Raw genomic sequence first — 15,592 nt, forward strand, 5'->3', positions numbered from 1 at the left:
CCTCCATGACCCTTCGCATCAAGCCCCGCCCCGCCTCCTCCGCCATCGTCAGGAATGGCGACCGGCTGCTGCTCGTGCGCCGCATCAATCCGCCGTCGAAGGACATGTTCGCCTTTCCGGGCGGCCGCGGCGAAGAAGGGGAAACGCCGGCGCAGACGGCGCTTCGTGAACTTCACGAAGAAACCGGCATCGTCGCGCGCAGGCCGCAACTCTTTGCGACCTACGATCTGCCCTCGCGCGACGCGGACGGCGTGCTGACCAGCCACTATTTCCTGTCGGTCTTCACCGTGGAGACGGATGCCGATCCGGCGGTGACGGCGGCTGACGACGCGGCGGATGCGGGCTGGTACACATTGGCGGAAATCCGCCGGCTGCCGGCGCCGGAAAGCGTGGTCGAATGCGCCGAGCGCCTGCTTGCATGATTGCCAGCCAGCCAGAATCGCGATTATCTAGAGGCCGTCCGCCCGTCGGATGTTCACAAGCCAGCAGTTCACGAGCCAGCAGTTCACGAGTATGTGTGGGGCAGAATAGAATTTTGATACGGGCAACCATTTTCCTGTCTTTTTTCCTCGCGATGCTGCCCGCCGGGCAGGAAGGCACAGCGCATGCGCAGCCTTCAAAGGCTGTTTCCAAGGAGGTGCGCCCCGCGGAAGCGACGCCGTCCAAGCCCGCGCCCTATGACGACAAGCTGGCACGGCTTTCGGAAATACTGGGCGCGGTGCAATATCTGAGGACGCTGTGCCCTTCTTCCGGTCCGGAAGACTGGCGCAGATCGATGAGCGACCTTCTGGCTGCGGATACGGCCAATGAACCCGAACGGCGCCAGCGCATGACGGCTGCATTCAACCGTGGATACCGCTCCTTTGCGGCCCTCCACACCAGTTGCACACGCGCCGCCATCATGGCAGAAGAGAATTACCGTAACGAGGGAGCAACACTCGCTCAGGAAATTGCGTCCAGGTTCGGAAATTAGAGGATTGTTAACCTCTTTTCGCCGCAGCCCGTGCCGTTTTGATAAAAGGCTGCTAGTGTTGTTAACAGGGTGGTAAGGACTTGCCCGCCCTGTCGAGGATGAAAAATGCAGACAAGCCGTAACGAAATCGACGATATGATCGTGCATGAAAAGATGCAGGTCGCTCTGGAACACCAGAACGAGGCATGGGCTGACGGCATGGCCGACGGCATCGAGCCGGAGATCATCGCCGATGCCGCCATCGCTCTGGCCATGCGCGAAACCATCCGCATGCATGGCGAAGCCGGTGCGGAAGCAATGCTGGAATCGCTGCGCCAGCGTATGCTTGAAGGCGAATTTTCTCCGCAGCGGGTGATACAGTAAAGCCGGGGTCTATCATGTCTTGCCTGAGCAAGGGGCTTTTGCGCTCTTCCGCCCTGCTGTCCATCGCGCTTGCCCTGACCGTCGGTTCTGCCGGGCTGCCGGGTGCGGCCTTTGCCCTTTCCGAGCTGAAGCCGGCCCAGAACGGCGAAAGCGAGCCGCAGGCGCAGAATGGTGAACAGCCGAAGCAGGCCGAACCCGCGGAGCCGGATGCAATCGAAGGCGATTCGGAAGGCATTCCCCTGCCGGACCCGCTTATCGACCGTTCCGCCGCCCAGACCAACCAGCAATCCGCCAAACCCGACACCGACACGGCACCGGAAATGTCCGTGGAGATCGAGCACGACATTTCCAAGGCCCCGGAAGCCGTGCGCAAGCTGCGCCAGCAGATCATCGACGCCGCCGCCTCGGGCGACATCGAAAAACTGCGGCCCTTCATCGCCGGCGGGGAGAACCAGTTCCGCATCGACGGCAATGACGGCGAAGACCCGATCGCGGCGCTGAAAAGCTATTCCGGCGATCCCGACGGGCTGGAAGTGCTGGCGATCATCATCGACCTGCTGTCGACCGGTTATGCCCATATCGATGCCGGAACGCCGGATGAAGCCTATGTCTTTCCCTATTTCGCCGGCAAGCCGCTCAATACGCTGACGCCGCCGGAAAAGGTGGAGCTCCTGCGCATCATCACGGCGGGCGATCTGGCCGATATGCAGGAATATGGCAATTACAGTTTCTACCGCATCGGCATTTCGCCCGATGGCAAGTGGAAGTTCTTCACCGCGGGCGATTGATCGCCTCCCGGTGCTTGCCGTTCTCCGGTAAAAATCCTAACTGTGCGGAATGAGCAGTCCGGCAAAGTGCATCTGCATTTTACCGGAGATCGCGCAGTAGAGATGAACCGAACGGTGACGCCATGCCTTCCGCTTTTCTTGCCGACCGCCGCCTGATCCGGGTTTCCGGCACCGGCGCCGAGGAATTTCTGAACAACCTCATCACCGCCGATGCTGAAAACCTGCCGCAAGGCGAAGCCCGGGCCGCCGCCCTGCTGACGCCGCAGGGCAAGATCCTGTTCGATTTCCTGATCTGGCGCGACCAGACGGACTACCTGATCGAAACGGGTGCGGCCGAACAGGATGCCCTGCTGCGCCGCCTGACCATGTACAAGCTGCGCGCACCTGTCGATCTGAAAGCCGAAACCACCGAAGGCGTCAGCCTGTCGTGGGGCGAGCCCGCGCCGCAGGGGAGCCTCAGGGACGGGCGTTTCACCAAGGCAGGCATCGATCTGTTCCGCCTGCCGGGAGCATCGGCCTCCGGCGACGCGGCAGCCTATGAGGCGCTGCGGATCGAGCACGGCATTGCCGAATCCGGCCGGGATTATGCGCTGCAGGATGCTTTCCCCCATGATGTGCTGATGGACGTGAATGACGGCGTTTCCTTCAAGAAGGGCTGCTTCGTCGGCCAAGAGGTCGTTTCGCGCATGAAACATCGCGGCACGGCGAGGCGGCGCGTCGTTACCGTTTCGGCCGAAGGCGCGCTTCCGGCGAGCGGCACGGAGATCACCGCCGACGGAAAACCGGTGGGCACGCTCGGAACCGTTTGCGGCAACAGGGCTCTCGCCATCGTGCGGACCGATCGTGTCGCCGATGCGCTCGCCGCCGGCACGCCGCTCGTGGCGGCGACTGTTGCCGTCACCATGGCCCTTCCCGCCTGGAGCGGCCTTTCCTTTCCTGCAGCCGACCCGGCAGCACGGGCGGAGGACTAGGCGTGGCCCCCGCAAAAAGCCCGCGTGCCTGGCAGCGCATGCTCTCGGGGCGGCGGCTCGATCTGCTCGACCCCTCGCCGCTCGACGTGGAGATCGCCGATATTGCCCACGGCCTTGCCCGCGTCGCCCGCTGGAACGGCCAGACGCGCGGCGACCATGCCTTTTCCGTCGCCCAGCATAGTCTCATCGTTGAAACCATCTTCTGCCGCATGTGTGCGGGCGCGTCGCCCGACGACATGCAGATGGCGCTGCTGCACGATGCGCCGGAATATGTCATCGGCGACATGATCTCGCCGTTCAAATCCGTGGTCGGCGGCGGTTACAAGACCGTGGAGAAACGGCTGGAGGCCGCCGTGCATCTGCGCTTCGGCCTGCCGCCGCATGCATCGCGCGACTTGAAGGACCGCATCAAGAAGGCCGATACGGTGGCTGCCTTTTTCGAGGCGACGGAACTTGCCGGGTTTTCCGCTGCCGAGGCGCAGAAATTTTTCGGCCTGCCGCGCGGCATTACCCGCGACATGTTCGACATCACGCCGCTTCCTTCCACGGAAGCGCAGCGGCTGTTCATCGCGCGTTTCGAGGCGATCGAGACGCTGCGCGTGACGCGAACCAGGAGCGCGCCATGACGGCAATCGTGGTATCGCCGCTGTCGCGCATCGCGGAAATGGCCGTGAAACACAAGGCCCGGGAAATGGTGACGCTGATCGCCAGGGAACAGGCGTTTCACCGCCCTGCGGTCATTGCCGCCGACCGGCATCTGACGCTGGCCATGAACGATATCGCCTTCAAGGGCACGGGCGATCTCGTTGCCCCTGACGATGCGCATGTGCTGAAGCTGATCGATTTCGCGCGGGAATGGGACCAGTCCGCGCCGCTGCTCATCCATTGCTGGATGGGGATTTCGCGCTCGCCGGCGGCCGCCGTCATCGCCGCGCTCAGCCTTTATCCGGGTCAGGACGACAACGCGCTTGCGCTGCGTCTGCGCGCCGTCTCGCCCTATGCCACCCCCAATGCCCGCATCATCGCCATCGGCGACCGGCTGCTCGGGCGCGACGGCCGGCTCATCAAGGCGATCAAGGCGATCGGCAGGGGGGCGGATACCGACGGCAATGTGCCCTTCGTGCTGCCGCTTGACGGCTGACGCCCGATTTTTGGCGGAACCGCGGCGGCACCCGTTCGTTACCAACCCTGAACAGCAATGAAAATCACGGGATCATTCATGGAACAACAGGCAACCGATATCATCGTCGCATCGCAGGCGGCCGTGCGACAGGCGAGCGCGCTGGCGGTGCAATATTCCTTTTCCGTCATCGGGGCGCTGCTGCTTTTGATCATTGGCTGGCTGGCCGCCACCTTCCTGCAGCGCTGGGCTTTTCAGGGCCTGTCGCGCATCCGCGGTTTCGATGCGACGCTCGCCGGTTTTTTCGCGGGCGCCATCCGGTATGTCGTGCTCATTCTGGTCATCGTCATGGTGCTCGGCCAGTTCGGGGTGCAGACGGCTTCCATTCTCGCCGCCCTCGGCGCCGCCGGTCTTGCGATCGGCCTTGCCTTGCAGGGCACGCTGCAGAACATTGCCGCCGGCATCATGCTGCTGGTGCTGCGCCCCTTCCGCGTCGGCGAATATATCGAGACCAGCTCGGTCAGCGGCACGGTGATGGAAATCGGACTGTTCGCCACCGAACTCAAGACGAGCGACGGGCTTTACCGTCTGGCGCCCAATTCAACGCTCTGGAACGTGCCGATCACCAATTACAGCCGTTTCCCCTCCCGCCGCCATGAATTGAGCCTGACCGTCAGCAGCGACGAGGACATGGCGACCGCGCAGGATATGCTGATGCGCGTGGTGCGCTCGGAAAGCCGGGTATTGCTGGACCCTGCCCCCGTCACTTTCGTCGATTCGGTCAGTGCCGACGGCGCCACCGTCAAATTGCGTTATTGGGTGCGCAGCGACAGCTATTTCGCAACGACCCGCGACGTAACGAAAGCGATGAAACTCGCCTTCGATGAACGCAAGGCGGAGGTCAGCGCGCAACCGGCCTGACGCCTGGACGACCCCTCTCCGTCATCTCCTTTATAAGCGCGGTGGCTGCGACAGCCATCGCGCTTTTTCGTCACGCCATGCCGGCACACGCTCTTGCGTCATACAGACGAGACCTCTATAGGTCGATTTGTAATGTTATTACGTAACTTGCTTTTCCAAGACAGATACGAGAGGGCCGAAACAATGCAGAAGACACTCACCCGCCTCACGGGCGCGGTCGCACTTGGTTCCATGCTGCTGATGGCAGCCGCGGCAATGGCGGCCGGCGGCGAAAAATCGGCCGCCCATAGCCACGACCATGGGCACGACCACGGCCACAAGATGACCGAGGCGGAAAAGAAGATTTACAACGGTTATTTCGAGGATGCCCAGGTCAAGCCGCGCACGCTTTCCGACTGGGACGGCGACTGGCAATCTGTCTATCCCTACCTGCTGAATGGCTCGCTTGATTCCGTCATGGCCGAAAAAGCCGCCCATGGCGACAAGACGGCCGCGGAATATCGCGCCTATTACGACATCGGCTACAAGACGGATGTGAACCGCATCGTCATCAAGGGCGACAAGGTGGCTTTCTACAGGGAAGGCAAGCCGGTCGAAGGCACCTATGCCAGCGACGGCCAGGAGATCCTGACCTACAAGAAGGGCAATCGCGGCGTAAGATACATCTTCAGGAAGACCGCCGGCGACGAGGCCGCGCCGCAGTTCATCCAGTTCAGCGACCACTCCATCGCCCCGGTCAAGGCCGGCCATTACCATCTCTACTGGGGGAACGACCGCAAGGCCCTGCTGGACGAGGTCACCAATTGGCCGACCTATTATCCCTTCCTGATGGACGGTGCGGATATCGTCAAGGAAATGGCGGCGCATTGAGAACGCCCGGAGGCGAGAAAGACGCCCTGCCAATGCGCAGGGCGATCCCGTTCAGCCAGATGCCTGCCTGCCCATCCCGGGAAGACACGTGACTGCAAGGGCCGGATGCAAGGCCCTTGCAGGGTCTGGAACAGTTTCAGCCAACCCTCTCGCAACGAAAAATCAGGCCGTAATGGACTGGGTTGCGGCTTCATCCGTATTAAAGGCCGTATAGGCCCTGGCGATCTCCTCCAGCCGCGACAGAAGATCCTCGATAGTTGTTGCACTCTCTGCCGATTGATCATCGTCGCTGGTGCGGCCAGCCGAAACATCCGGTGGCGGCGGGCCTTTGGGCGGGGCCATGGCGGACAACTCATCGCTGCTGACGATACCGTCGCCGTCAGTATCGAGCTGCGTGAACAGGTTCGTCGCCATGTCCTCGCTGACATCCTCAGGGCGCCCGGCAAGGAACTCGCTGACGGACAGGGAGCCGTCGCCATCCGTATCCAGTTCAGCAAGCATATCCGCACTGTCGCGAGAACGAGGCCCGCCGGCGAAATTCGGTGGCGGCGGGCCTTTGGGCGGCGCCATGGCGGAAAATTCATCGCTGCTGACGACACCGTCACCGTCAGTATCGAGCTGCGCGAACAGGTTCGTCGCCTTGTCCTCGCTGACATCCTCAGGGCGCCCGGCAAGAAACTCGCTGACGGACAGGGAGCCGTCGCCATCCGTATCCAGTTCAGCAAGCCGATCCGCGCTGCCCGGCGATTTTTCACCGGACGAATCGGACGAGCCGGATGATTGGCCACTCGAAAGATTCATGATCATGTTCACGAGCATCGTCAGCAGCTGGTTCATCGCCGCGCCGCTCGTACCGCTGCTGTCCTCCTGGTCAGACCCCAGCGAGGATATGCCGTTTCCCGACGTGGCGGACGCCTGGATTTCATCGGCACTCACAATGCCGTCACCATTCTTGTCGAGGCTACTATAATTCTTCGCGCTATATTGGTAAGCGCCAAGCGATGAAACGCTGGTCATACAGGTCTCCCGTCAAAGGATTTTTCAAAGCTGATCAGTTCAGGGGGAGGACATGTCCGCGTCACGCAATAATGGCGAACCACTACACAATATCGTGATTTGCTTTATCAGGCAAAAATATTTTGAAGCCGTAAAAAGTTATATTATACAATGAAATAGCGGAGCGCGCGCCACTCACGCGGCGCAGGAATTGCCGCGTCTCGAGGTTATATCGCCCGAATCGCTGGTGCAGGCAGGCCGCATCAGGCGGCCGCCATCATTGCCCCATCGTCGAACGATGCGCCCAGCCGGTCATGCGTTTTTCCAGCCACGCCATGATGGCGTACATGACGATGCCTTCCACCGCGAGCATCAGCAGGCCGGCAAAGACCAGCGGCACGTTGAACTGGCTCTGCGCCGAACTCATCATGTTGCCGAGGCCATAATTGGAGGCAACGGTTTCGGAGACGACCGAACCGACGAAGGCAAGCGTGATGGCGATTTTCAGCGAACCGAAGAAATAGGGCATGGAGCGCGGAATACCGACCTTCAGCATGATGTCCATCTTCTTTGCGCCGAGCGCCCGCAGCACGTCCTCGGTTTCCGGCTCGATGGTGGCGAGGCCAGTGGCGACATTCACGACGATGGGGAAGAAGGAAATCAGGAAGGCGGTGAGGACCGCGGGCACGGTGCCGATGCCGAACCAGATGACGAGGATCGGCACCAGCGCCACCTTGGGGATGGCGTTGAAACCGATCATCAACGGATAAAGCCCGGCATAGATGGTTTTCGACCAGCCGATGAACAGGCCGATGGCAAGGCCGGCGACAACCGCGATGGCAAAGCCGAGCGTCGTCGTATAAAGCGTCTGCAGCGAATTCTTCCAGATCGGCGACCAATATTGCAGGATGGCCTGCCCGACCCTGACCGGCGACGGCAGGATGGTGGGCGGCATTTTCAGCGCGTAGACGAGCAGTTCCCACAGCAGGAAGAGCCCCAGCGTATAAAGCCAGGGGGCGGCCTTTACCCAGTTGACGCGGGCGATCAACGGCTTGCGCGGTTCGGCCGACACGGTGCTTTCCATGATCGCGCTCATGCCGCCACCCTCGCCTGTGCTATTTCGCCATGCAGTTCCTGCACCATATCGTTGAAACCCTTGTCATACATGATATCGAGCTGGCGCGGGCGGGCAAAGGGAACACGATGTTCCGCCAGCACCCGGCCGGGCCTCGCGCTCATCACGAAAATCTTGTCGGCGAGGAAGGTCGCCTCGCGCAGGTCATGGGTCACGAGAATGATGGTGACACGCTGCGCGGCGTGCAGGTCGCGGATGACGCACCACAGCTCCTCGCGGGTGAAGGCATCGAGTGCGCCGAAGGGCTCGTCCAGCATCAGCAGTTCCGGTTCATGGATCAGCGCGCGGCACAGATTGGCGCGCTGCTGCATGCCACCGGAAAGCTGCCACGGATACTTCGAGCCAAAACCCTTCAGGCCGACGATTTCCAGCAGGCGCTCGGCTTTCGCGACATAATCGGCCTTGTGGGCGCGCAGGCGGCGGCGATGTTTCTCGACGATTTCCAGCGGAAGGAGGATGTTCTCAAGCGTGGTGCGCCAGGGCAGCATCGTCGGGTTCTGAAACGCCATGCCGACGATCGAGACCGGCTCCGTGACCTGCCGCCCGGCCACGATGACATTGCCCTTTTGCGGAATATGCAGCCCCGTCACCAGCTTCATCAGGGTGGACTTGCCGCAGCCGGAGGGACCGACGACGGCTGCGAATTCACCCTTGTCGACTGTGAGATTGAGGCCGGATACGGCCAGCGTGCCGGCCGACCCGCCATAACGCATGTCGACATTGTCTATTTCCACGAGATGTGACATCGCAGTTCCCGTTTTCAGTTAGGTGATGGGCCGTGGCAGCCCGAACCGTCGCCGCTTGTTTCTTCTCCCCGCCGGGGAGAAGGTGGCCCACAGGGTCGGATAAGGGGGCGACGTCAGCGAGAAACCGAACGCTTGCCCCTCATCCCGCTGCCGCGGACTTCTCCCCGCCGGGGGAGAAGAAATTCGCCGCACCCGCTGGTTATTCCTCAGACATCAGGGAAGCAGGCGCTCTTCCTTGGCCGGCAGATAGGTCGCATCAAACACCTGCTCCGCCTTGACGTTGCCCTTCAGGCCGAGGGACACCTTCAGCGTTTCGATGGAGGCTGCCAGCCGGGCCGGATCGATCCCGCCCATGCCGTTTTCCACCACATAGGGCGTCTTGATATTCATGCTGTTGGCCATGTTGAGGCGTTCAAGCTCGATGGCGCTGTCGAGCGTCTCGTTACGCTTCAGAACCGCCGCCACGCCCTCTTCCGGGGTCTTGACGGAATCGGCGAAGCCCTTGGCCAGCGCCTTCAGGAAGCCCTTCACGGCATCCGGGTTTTTCTCTGCGAAATCAGTGTTTACCAGTACCGCATTGCCATAGAGATTCAAGCCGTGCTCGGCCATCAGGATGGTCGAGATGTCGTCATCGGCGATGCCCTGTTTCTTGAGGTTGAGGATCACCGAAAAGGCAAAGCCGAAAACGGCGTCGACGTCGCCCTTGGCCAGCATCGGCTCACGCACCGGAAAACCGATCGATTCGATCTTGATCTTGCTGTCATCGAGACCCGCGACCTGCTTGAAGGCCGGCCATTGCGCAAAGGCGCCATCCGGCGGCGGCGCGCCGAGTTTCTTGCCTTCCAGCGACTTCGGGTCGCCGGTGACGCCGAGCGACTTGCGGCCGACCACGGCAAATGTCGGGCGCTCATAGACCATGTAAACAGCCTTGATCTTCTGGCTCGGATCCTCGTCGAGGAACTTCATCACCGAGTTGATGTCGCCGAAACCCATCTGATAGGCGCCGGTCGCGACGCGCGGAATGGCTTCCACCGAGCCATTGCCGCTGTCGATGGTGACGTCGAGGCCTTCGGCCTTGAAATACCCCTTGTCGAGCGCCAGCAGGAAGCCGGCGGCGGGGCCTTCGAATTTCCAGTCGAGCGTGAATTTCACCGGCGTTTCGGCATGGGCGCCCGTTACCGGCAGCGAAAAGCCTGCAACCACGCCGATGGCGGCAATTGCCAGCGCCCTCGACAACAACCTGCGCGTTAAAATCATCTATTCCCCCTGATGGTTTTGCTGGATTGGTTGCATAAGACCCAATTCCAACCCGCAAGGCAAGATAAAATTGCATACAAAATAGCCATTATTTTGTATGCTTATTTTCTATGCATCAATGACCGCTACAGAGGCAAAAAGGCAGCGATTCTGCCCATCACGCGTGCAACGAAGGCAGGGCAATATCGTTCACACAGAGAACACATCGTTCTCATTTGCCGGGGTTGCGGATCAAGGGCAGCGTGGGACAAATAGAGCCACGAACGGCAGCGAAACGGCGGGACGGCAAGATGAATTCTGCACTGGGCATACACCACATCACCATGATCACCCGCAAGGTGCAGGCGAATGTGGATTTTTACGCCGGCTTCCTCGGTTTGAGGCTGGCGAAGCGGACCGCCGGTTTTGAGGACGCCATGCAGCTGCATCTGCTTTATGGCGACGATATCGCCTCTCCCGGCTCGCTTCTGACATTTCTCGTCTGGGAAGACGGCGGCCAGGGGCGTGTCGGTTACGGCCAGACGCTGGAGATTTCGCTGGCGATCGATCCTGCCGCGATCGGCTCCTGGCTGACGCGGGCGCTGAAATTCGGCATCCGCGCCGAAGGTCCCGCCGAGGAATTCGGCGCTCCGGTGATCCGGCTGAAAGACCCGGACGGCCTGATCGTCAAGCTGGTCGGCACCCATGCCTTTGCCGATGCCACGCCGCATGTGACGGCCGATATTGCCGCGGAAGACGCCATTCGCCGGATCTATGGCGCAACCGTGCTGAGCGAAGTGCCCGAGGAAACCGTGGCGTTTCTGGAGAAACATTTCGGCTACCGGCAGGAAAGCCAGGCGGGTGCGATCCGCCGCCTCGTTTCCGCAAGCGGCGACATTATCGACGTGCGCGACGCGACCGGTTTCTGGTCCAGCGCGCCCGGCACCGGCACGGTCGATCACATCGCCTTCCGCGCAGAGGATATGGAGGAGCTGAACGCTGTTCTGACGGAGCTGAAATCGCTGAATTCCAGCACCACCAACGCCCATGACCGGAAATATTTCCACTCGCTCTACGTCCGCGAACCGGGCGGCGTGCTGATTGAAATGGCGACCGACGGCCCCGGCATGACGGTGGACGAACCGCTGGAGACACTGGGCACGGAACTGTTCATTCCACCGCTGTTCATGAAGGACGAGGCGGATGTGCGGGTCGCCCTGCCGCAATTTGCGATGCCGGGCGAAGAGCGGATCGTTTATCGCGACCTGCCCTTCGTGCACCGTTTCTACACGCCGCAGGAGCCGGACGGCAGCACCGTCATCCTGCTGCACGGTTCCGGCGGCAGCGAAACCAGCCTGATGCCGCTGGCGCACCGGGCGGCGCCCGGCGCCACGCTTCTTGGCGTGCGCGGCCGCAGCACGGAAGAAGAGATCGCCCGCTGGTTCCGCCGGTTCCCCGATTTCAGCTTCGACCAGAAGGATATCGTCTCGGAAGCGGAAGCCTTTGCCGCCTTTGTGGAAGGAGCGATACGCTCCTATGGTCTCGATCGTTCGAAGCTGCGGTTTATCGGCCATTCCAATGGCGCGAACTTTTATGCGGCCTTCGCCGTGCTACATCCGCAGCTTGCCGGCGACGCCCTGCTCTTCCGTCCGACACCGGTTCTGGAAACATGGCCGCAGACCGATCTGTCCGGCCGCAATTTCCTGCTGGTGGCGGGCGAGCGCGACAAATATCGCGACAAGGCGAGCGAATTGCAGGGAAAGCTTGCGGCGGGCGGTGCAAGGACCGAGATGGAAACGGTCGAGGACGGGCACGAGCTCGGGCTCGCCGATATCGAAGCCGCGCGACGCTGGCTGGCCGATGTTTCCTGATTCGCGATAAATACATATGAGCCGGTCGGGTGCGCCTTGCGTTCTTCTCTCCGGCGGGGAAGAAGAAATATGCGGCACTCGCCCGCTCTCCCCGTTACCCACACCTTCATCAACCGGGCCTTGCATAAACTCGCCAAAAGGGCTTTAAAAACAGCTTCATAATTGGAGAGCCCGTTTGGACATCCCGCTGTTTATCCTCGCCCTCATCGCGGCCTTCATCTACACGCTGGTCACGAGCATCCGCAATTCAAGCCGAATCAAGGCTCTGGAACGGGAAGTTCTCAGCCTCAAACGGCTGATGGCCGCAGGCGTGACGGCTCCCGCCATATCCCCGGCGCAGGCGCAGAATGCGGAGGCCACGGGAGAACCGGATTTCGCAGCGGAACAGGAAAGTGACGCCGCGCCGCAAGCAGCAGCGTCCCCGGCTGAATACACGTCCGAGCACCAAGAAGACACCGCCTTGGCGGCATCGGAAGAGGTCGTGCGCGAGGAAGCGCAGCCCGCGCCAGCCGCTCAGGCCGTCTCCGAACGGCCGGCAAAGGAAAGCTTCGAAAGCCAGCTTGGCGCGCGCTGGGCGGTGTGGGCCGGCGGGTTGGCGCTGGCGCTGGGCGGCATTTTCCTCGTCAAATATTCCATCGAGGCAGGGCTGCTCAGCCCGGCGGTCCGGTTGTCGCTCGCCGCCGTTTTCGGCCTGCTTCTCGCCCTTGCCGGCGAGGCGATCCGCCGCAAGGCGGTGCCGGGCATCGCCGCGGCCTATTCCAACGCCATGATACCGGGCGTGCTGACGGCGGCCGGCGCATTGACGCTGTTCGGCGTGGTTTATGCGGCCTATGGCATTTACGACTATATCGGCCCGGGCACGGCTTTCATCCTGCTGGGGCTCGTCGCCTTCGCCACCATCGGCCTGTCTTTGCTGCACGGGCAGGCGCTGGCCGGTCTCGGCCTGCTCGGCTCGATGCTGACGCCAGCGCTGGTTTCCACCGATACGCCGAACATCTGGGCGCTCTTCGTCTTCCTGACCGTCTCCTGGCTGGCGACGGCCGCGGCGGCGCGCCGGCAGGGCTGGACCGTTGTTCCGTCACTTGCCAATGCCGGCCTCGGCCTCTGGGCGCTCGGCTATATCGGCTTCTCCGACACGATCAATGCCGAACCGCCGACGCTTGCATTGCTCGTCATGCTGGCCGGCACGATCTTCCTGTGGCCCGGAAAGCCGCTTGACGCACCGCCTGCCGACGCTGCCGAAACCGCAGCTCCCGGGCGGCGCGCCGTCCGTATCATGCGGCTTCTGCTGCGCCCGTCGCTCGCCATCAATCTCACCGTATCGATGGCGGTCATCCTGCCGGCCATCGCCTTCCTGTTCGCCAGTGGCGGCATCGACACCCACCCGGCGCTGGTCGTCTCGGCGCTCATCGCAGCGCTCGCGGCCCTTGGCGCCGTCCGCCACTATGCGGTGTGGCCGGCCTTCATCGCCGCGCTTGGCGCGCAGACGGCGGTTGCGCTGATGTCAGGTCAGGGCATCGATTTCATTGGCGTCATAAACGATACCGGGATCGCTCTGCCGCCCGTCGGAACGGGCTATACCGCTGAAATCGCCATGGCGCTCGGCCTCGGCGCCGTCCTCGTGCTGTGCGCCTTCTCCTTCCTGAAACGCAAGGGCGCTGACGATGTGGATTTCGCCCAGCTCTGGGCGGGTATTGCCGCACTGTTCCCGGTCTGGCTGGCAACGGCAAGCTTCGTCGAATATGGCAATCTCGGTCGCGACTGGCTGCACGCCGCCTATGGTTTCGGCCTCGGCCTGGTGCTGATTGCCGGTGCCGAGTGGCTGCACCGGCGGGACAACGCGGCCTATCGCAAGCCGCTCAACATCCTCGTGCTCGGTTCCTTCGCCGCCTTCGCGCTCAGCCTGCACACGCTGACGGAAGGGCTCGCGACAACCGTGCTGTTGTCCGTCATCGGCTTTGCCTATGTGCTGGCCAGCCGTTACCGCAACTGGGAGGTGCTGCCCTGGATCATGGCGGTGGCAAGCGTTGCCGTTCTCGGCCGCATCGCCTGGGAACCCACCATTGTCGGGCCGCAAAATCTTGGGCGCATGCCGGTCTTCAACGCGCTTCTGCCCGGTTACGGCATTCCCGCATTGCTGGCCGTCGCCTCGGCCTGGCTGCTGCGCGACTGGCCGGGTGTGAGGGCGAAGAACTTCCTGCAGGCCATTGCCAGCGTCATGGGGCTTCTGGCTGTGGCCATCCTCATCCGCCACGCGATGAATGGCGGCACGCTTGATAACAGCGTACCGACGCTCGGCGAACAGTCGATCTACACGCTGCTGACCATCGGTTTTTCGGGCGTCTTGATGACGCTGGATCTCAAGAGCCCCAGCCCCGTCTTCCGTTACGGTTCGATGATCGCCGGCGTGATCGCCGTCATCAACGTGCTGACGATGCATTTCTTCACGCTCAACCCCTATTTCACCGGTGAAAATACCGGCCGTATCCCGGTCCTCAACCTGCTGCTGATCGGTTACCTGTTGCCGGCGCTCGCTTATGGCGGCCTTGCCTATTATGCGCGGGGGAAACGTCCCCCGCCCTATGTCAGCATGCTGGCGGTGGCGGGTGCGGCACTCGGTTTTGCCTGGGCCACGCTTTCCGTGCGGCGCTTCTGGCAGGGCGAGAACATCGCCGACTGGAAGGGCTTCATGCAGGGCGAGACCTACAGCTATTCGGTGGTCTGGCTGCTGATCGGCGTGCTGCTGCTCGTGCTCGGTTCGCGGTTCAATGCCCGCAGCCTGCGTCTGGCATCGGCCGCCTTCGTGCTGATTTCGGTTGCCAAGGCTTTCCTGATCGACATGAGCAACCTCGAAGGCGTGCTGAGAGCCCTGTCCTTCATCGGGCTTGGCGCGGTGCTGATCGGCATCGGCCTGTTCTACCAGAAAATCCTGACCCGGAAGCCGCAGGCATGATCGCGGCCGAGGCTTTCGCGCCCCATGTGGCGCTTGCGCAGGAGCTGATACCACATGCTGCCGATACCGGCGACGGCTCGCATGATCTGGCCCATATTCACCGCGTCTTCCGCAACGCCATGCGCATCCAGGCGGGTGAAGGCGGTGATGGCACCGTGCTGGCGGCCAGCGTGCTTTTGCATGATTGCGTGGCGGTGGAGAAGAACTCGCCGCTGCGCGCGCAAGCCTCCAGGCTTGCGGCGGAAAAGGCAAGCGGCATTCTGGCCGGACTCGGCTGGCAGCAGAAAGACATCGACGCCGCCGCGCATGCCATCACCACCCACAGCTTTTCCGCCAATATCGAGCCGCGGACGCTGGAGGCGAAAATCCTTCAGGATGCCGACCGGCTGGATGCCATCGGCATGGTGGGGGCGGCGCGCTGCTTTTATATTGCCGGACGCATGGGCTCGGCGCTTTACGACCCGGCCGATCCGCTGGCGAAGGACCGGCCGCTTGACGACCGTGCCTTTGCGATCGACCATTTCGAAACCAAGCTGTTCAAACTGGCGGACGGCTTTCGCACCGAGACGGGTCGGCAGATGGCCAAGGCCCGTCATCAGCGGCTGAAGCAGGTTCTCGACCTGTTTCTCGACGAGATTTGAGGAAAGCA

The 15,592-nt window shown here is 62.1% G+C and carries 16 protein-coding genes; 12 read left to right on the forward strand and 4 right to left on the reverse strand.

Annotated elements, in window-relative coordinates:
* Nucleotides 1-5 precede the first annotated feature (5 nt).
* From ACI2KA_RS10660 to ACI2KA_RS10700, 9 genes are all read left to right on the forward strand, one after another.
* A complete protein-coding gene (locus ACI2KA_RS10660) occupies nt 6-422 on the forward strand; it encodes an NUDIX hydrolase (RefSeq protein WP_404501782.1) in 417 nt (138 codons plus the stop codon).
* 113 nt (nt 423-535) lie between these two features.
* Nucleotides 536-973, forward strand: a complete 438-nt coding sequence (locus ACI2KA_RS10665; RefSeq protein ID WP_404501784.1) for a TIGR02301 family protein — start codon at nt 536-538, stop codon at nt 971-973.
* Nucleotides 974-1,078: 105 nt separating this feature from the next.
* The gene (locus ACI2KA_RS10670) at nt 1,079-1,336 is read left to right on the forward strand and encodes a hypothetical protein (protein ID WP_003496894.1); all 258 of its coding nucleotides are present in this window, start codon (nt 1,079-1,081) and stop codon (nt 1,334-1,336) included.
* Between the two features lie 14 nt (nt 1,337-1,350).
* On the forward strand, nt 1,351-2,124 hold the full coding sequence (locus ACI2KA_RS10675) for a hypothetical protein (RefSeq protein ID WP_404501786.1): 774 nt from the start codon (nt 1,351-1,353) through the stop codon (nt 2,122-2,124).
* A gap of 122 nt (nt 2,125-2,246) precedes the next feature.
* Nucleotides 2,247-3,095, forward strand: a complete 849-nt coding sequence (locus tag ACI2KA_RS10680; protein ID WP_404501788.1) for a YgfZ/GcvT domain-containing protein — start codon at nt 2,247-2,249, stop codon at nt 3,093-3,095.
* Between the two features lie 2 nt (nt 3,096-3,097).
* On the forward strand, nt 3,098-3,721 hold the full coding sequence (locus ACI2KA_RS10685; RefSeq protein WP_404501790.1) for a YfbR-like 5'-deoxynucleotidase: 624 nt from the start codon (nt 3,098-3,100) through the stop codon (nt 3,719-3,721).
* Nucleotides 3,718-4,236: a tyrosine phosphatase family protein gene (locus tag ACI2KA_RS10690; protein WP_404501792.1), complete on the forward strand. Its 519-nt coding sequence runs from the start codon at nt 3,718-3,720 to the stop codon at nt 4,234-4,236. Before ACI2KA_RS10685 ends, ACI2KA_RS10690 begins: the two co-directional genes overlap by 4 nt.
* Before the next feature lie 78 nt (nt 4,237-4,314).
* On the forward strand, nt 4,315-5,136 hold the full coding sequence (locus ACI2KA_RS10695; protein ID WP_404501794.1) for a mechanosensitive ion channel family protein: 822 nt from the start codon (nt 4,315-4,317) through the stop codon (nt 5,134-5,136).
* A 183-nt stretch (nt 5,137-5,319) separates the two neighbouring features.
* Entirely contained in the window at nt 5,320-6,006 is a 687-nt protein-coding gene (locus ACI2KA_RS10700) for a metal-binding protein ZinT (RefSeq protein WP_404501796.1), read from the forward strand.
* A 162-nt stretch (nt 6,007-6,168) separates the two neighbouring features.
* Here ACI2KA_RS10700 and xopAW read toward each other — a convergent pair whose 3' ends face one another.
* From xopAW to ACI2KA_RS10720, 4 genes are all read right to left on the reverse strand, one after another.
* Entirely contained in the window at nt 6,169-7,023 is an 855-nt protein-coding gene (gene xopAW / locus ACI2KA_RS10705; RefSeq protein ID WP_404501798.1) for a XopAW family type III secretion system calcium-binding effector, read from the reverse strand.
* 256 nt (nt 7,024-7,279) lie between these two features.
* On the reverse strand, nt 7,280-8,098 hold the full coding sequence (locus ACI2KA_RS10710) for an ABC transporter permease (protein WP_404501800.1): 819 nt from the start codon (nt 8,096-8,098) through the stop codon (nt 7,280-7,282).
* Nucleotides 8,095-8,883 carry an ABC transporter ATP-binding protein gene (locus tag ACI2KA_RS10715; RefSeq protein WP_404501801.1) on the reverse strand — a complete coding sequence of 263 codons (789 nt, stop codon included), beginning with the start codon at nt 8,881-8,883 and terminating at the stop codon, nt 8,095-8,097. The genes ACI2KA_RS10710 and ACI2KA_RS10715 overlap by 4 nt, the downstream gene beginning before the upstream one ends.
* Before the next feature lie 213 nt (nt 8,884-9,096).
* Entirely contained in the window at nt 9,097-10,140 is a 1,044-nt protein-coding gene (locus ACI2KA_RS10720) for an ABC transporter substrate-binding protein (RefSeq protein ID WP_404501803.1), read from the reverse strand.
* 290 nt (nt 10,141-10,430) lie between these two features.
* On the opposite strand from ACI2KA_RS10720, the gene ACI2KA_RS10725 reads away from it, so the two are divergent.
* From ACI2KA_RS10725 to ACI2KA_RS10735, 3 genes are all read left to right on the forward strand, one after another.
* The gene (locus tag ACI2KA_RS10725; protein WP_404501804.1) at nt 10,431-11,990 is read left to right on the forward strand and encodes a VOC family protein; all 1,560 of its coding nucleotides are present in this window, start codon (nt 10,431-10,433) and stop codon (nt 11,988-11,990) included.
* Between the two features lie 175 nt (nt 11,991-12,165).
* Entirely contained in the window at nt 12,166-14,943 is a 2,778-nt protein-coding gene (locus ACI2KA_RS10730; protein ID WP_404501806.1) for a DUF2339 domain-containing protein, read from the forward strand.
* Entirely contained in the window at nt 14,940-15,584 is a 645-nt protein-coding gene (locus tag ACI2KA_RS10735) for an HD domain-containing protein (RefSeq protein WP_404501808.1), read from the forward strand. The genes ACI2KA_RS10730 and ACI2KA_RS10735 overlap by 4 nt, the downstream gene beginning before the upstream one ends.
* Nucleotides 15,585-15,592 lie beyond the last annotated feature (8 nt).

Source organism: Agrobacterium sp. NPDC089420 (assembly GCF_044900305.1).
In the GTDB taxonomy this organism is placed as follows: domain Bacteria; phylum Pseudomonadota; class Alphaproteobacteria; order Rhizobiales; family Rhizobiaceae; genus Agrobacterium.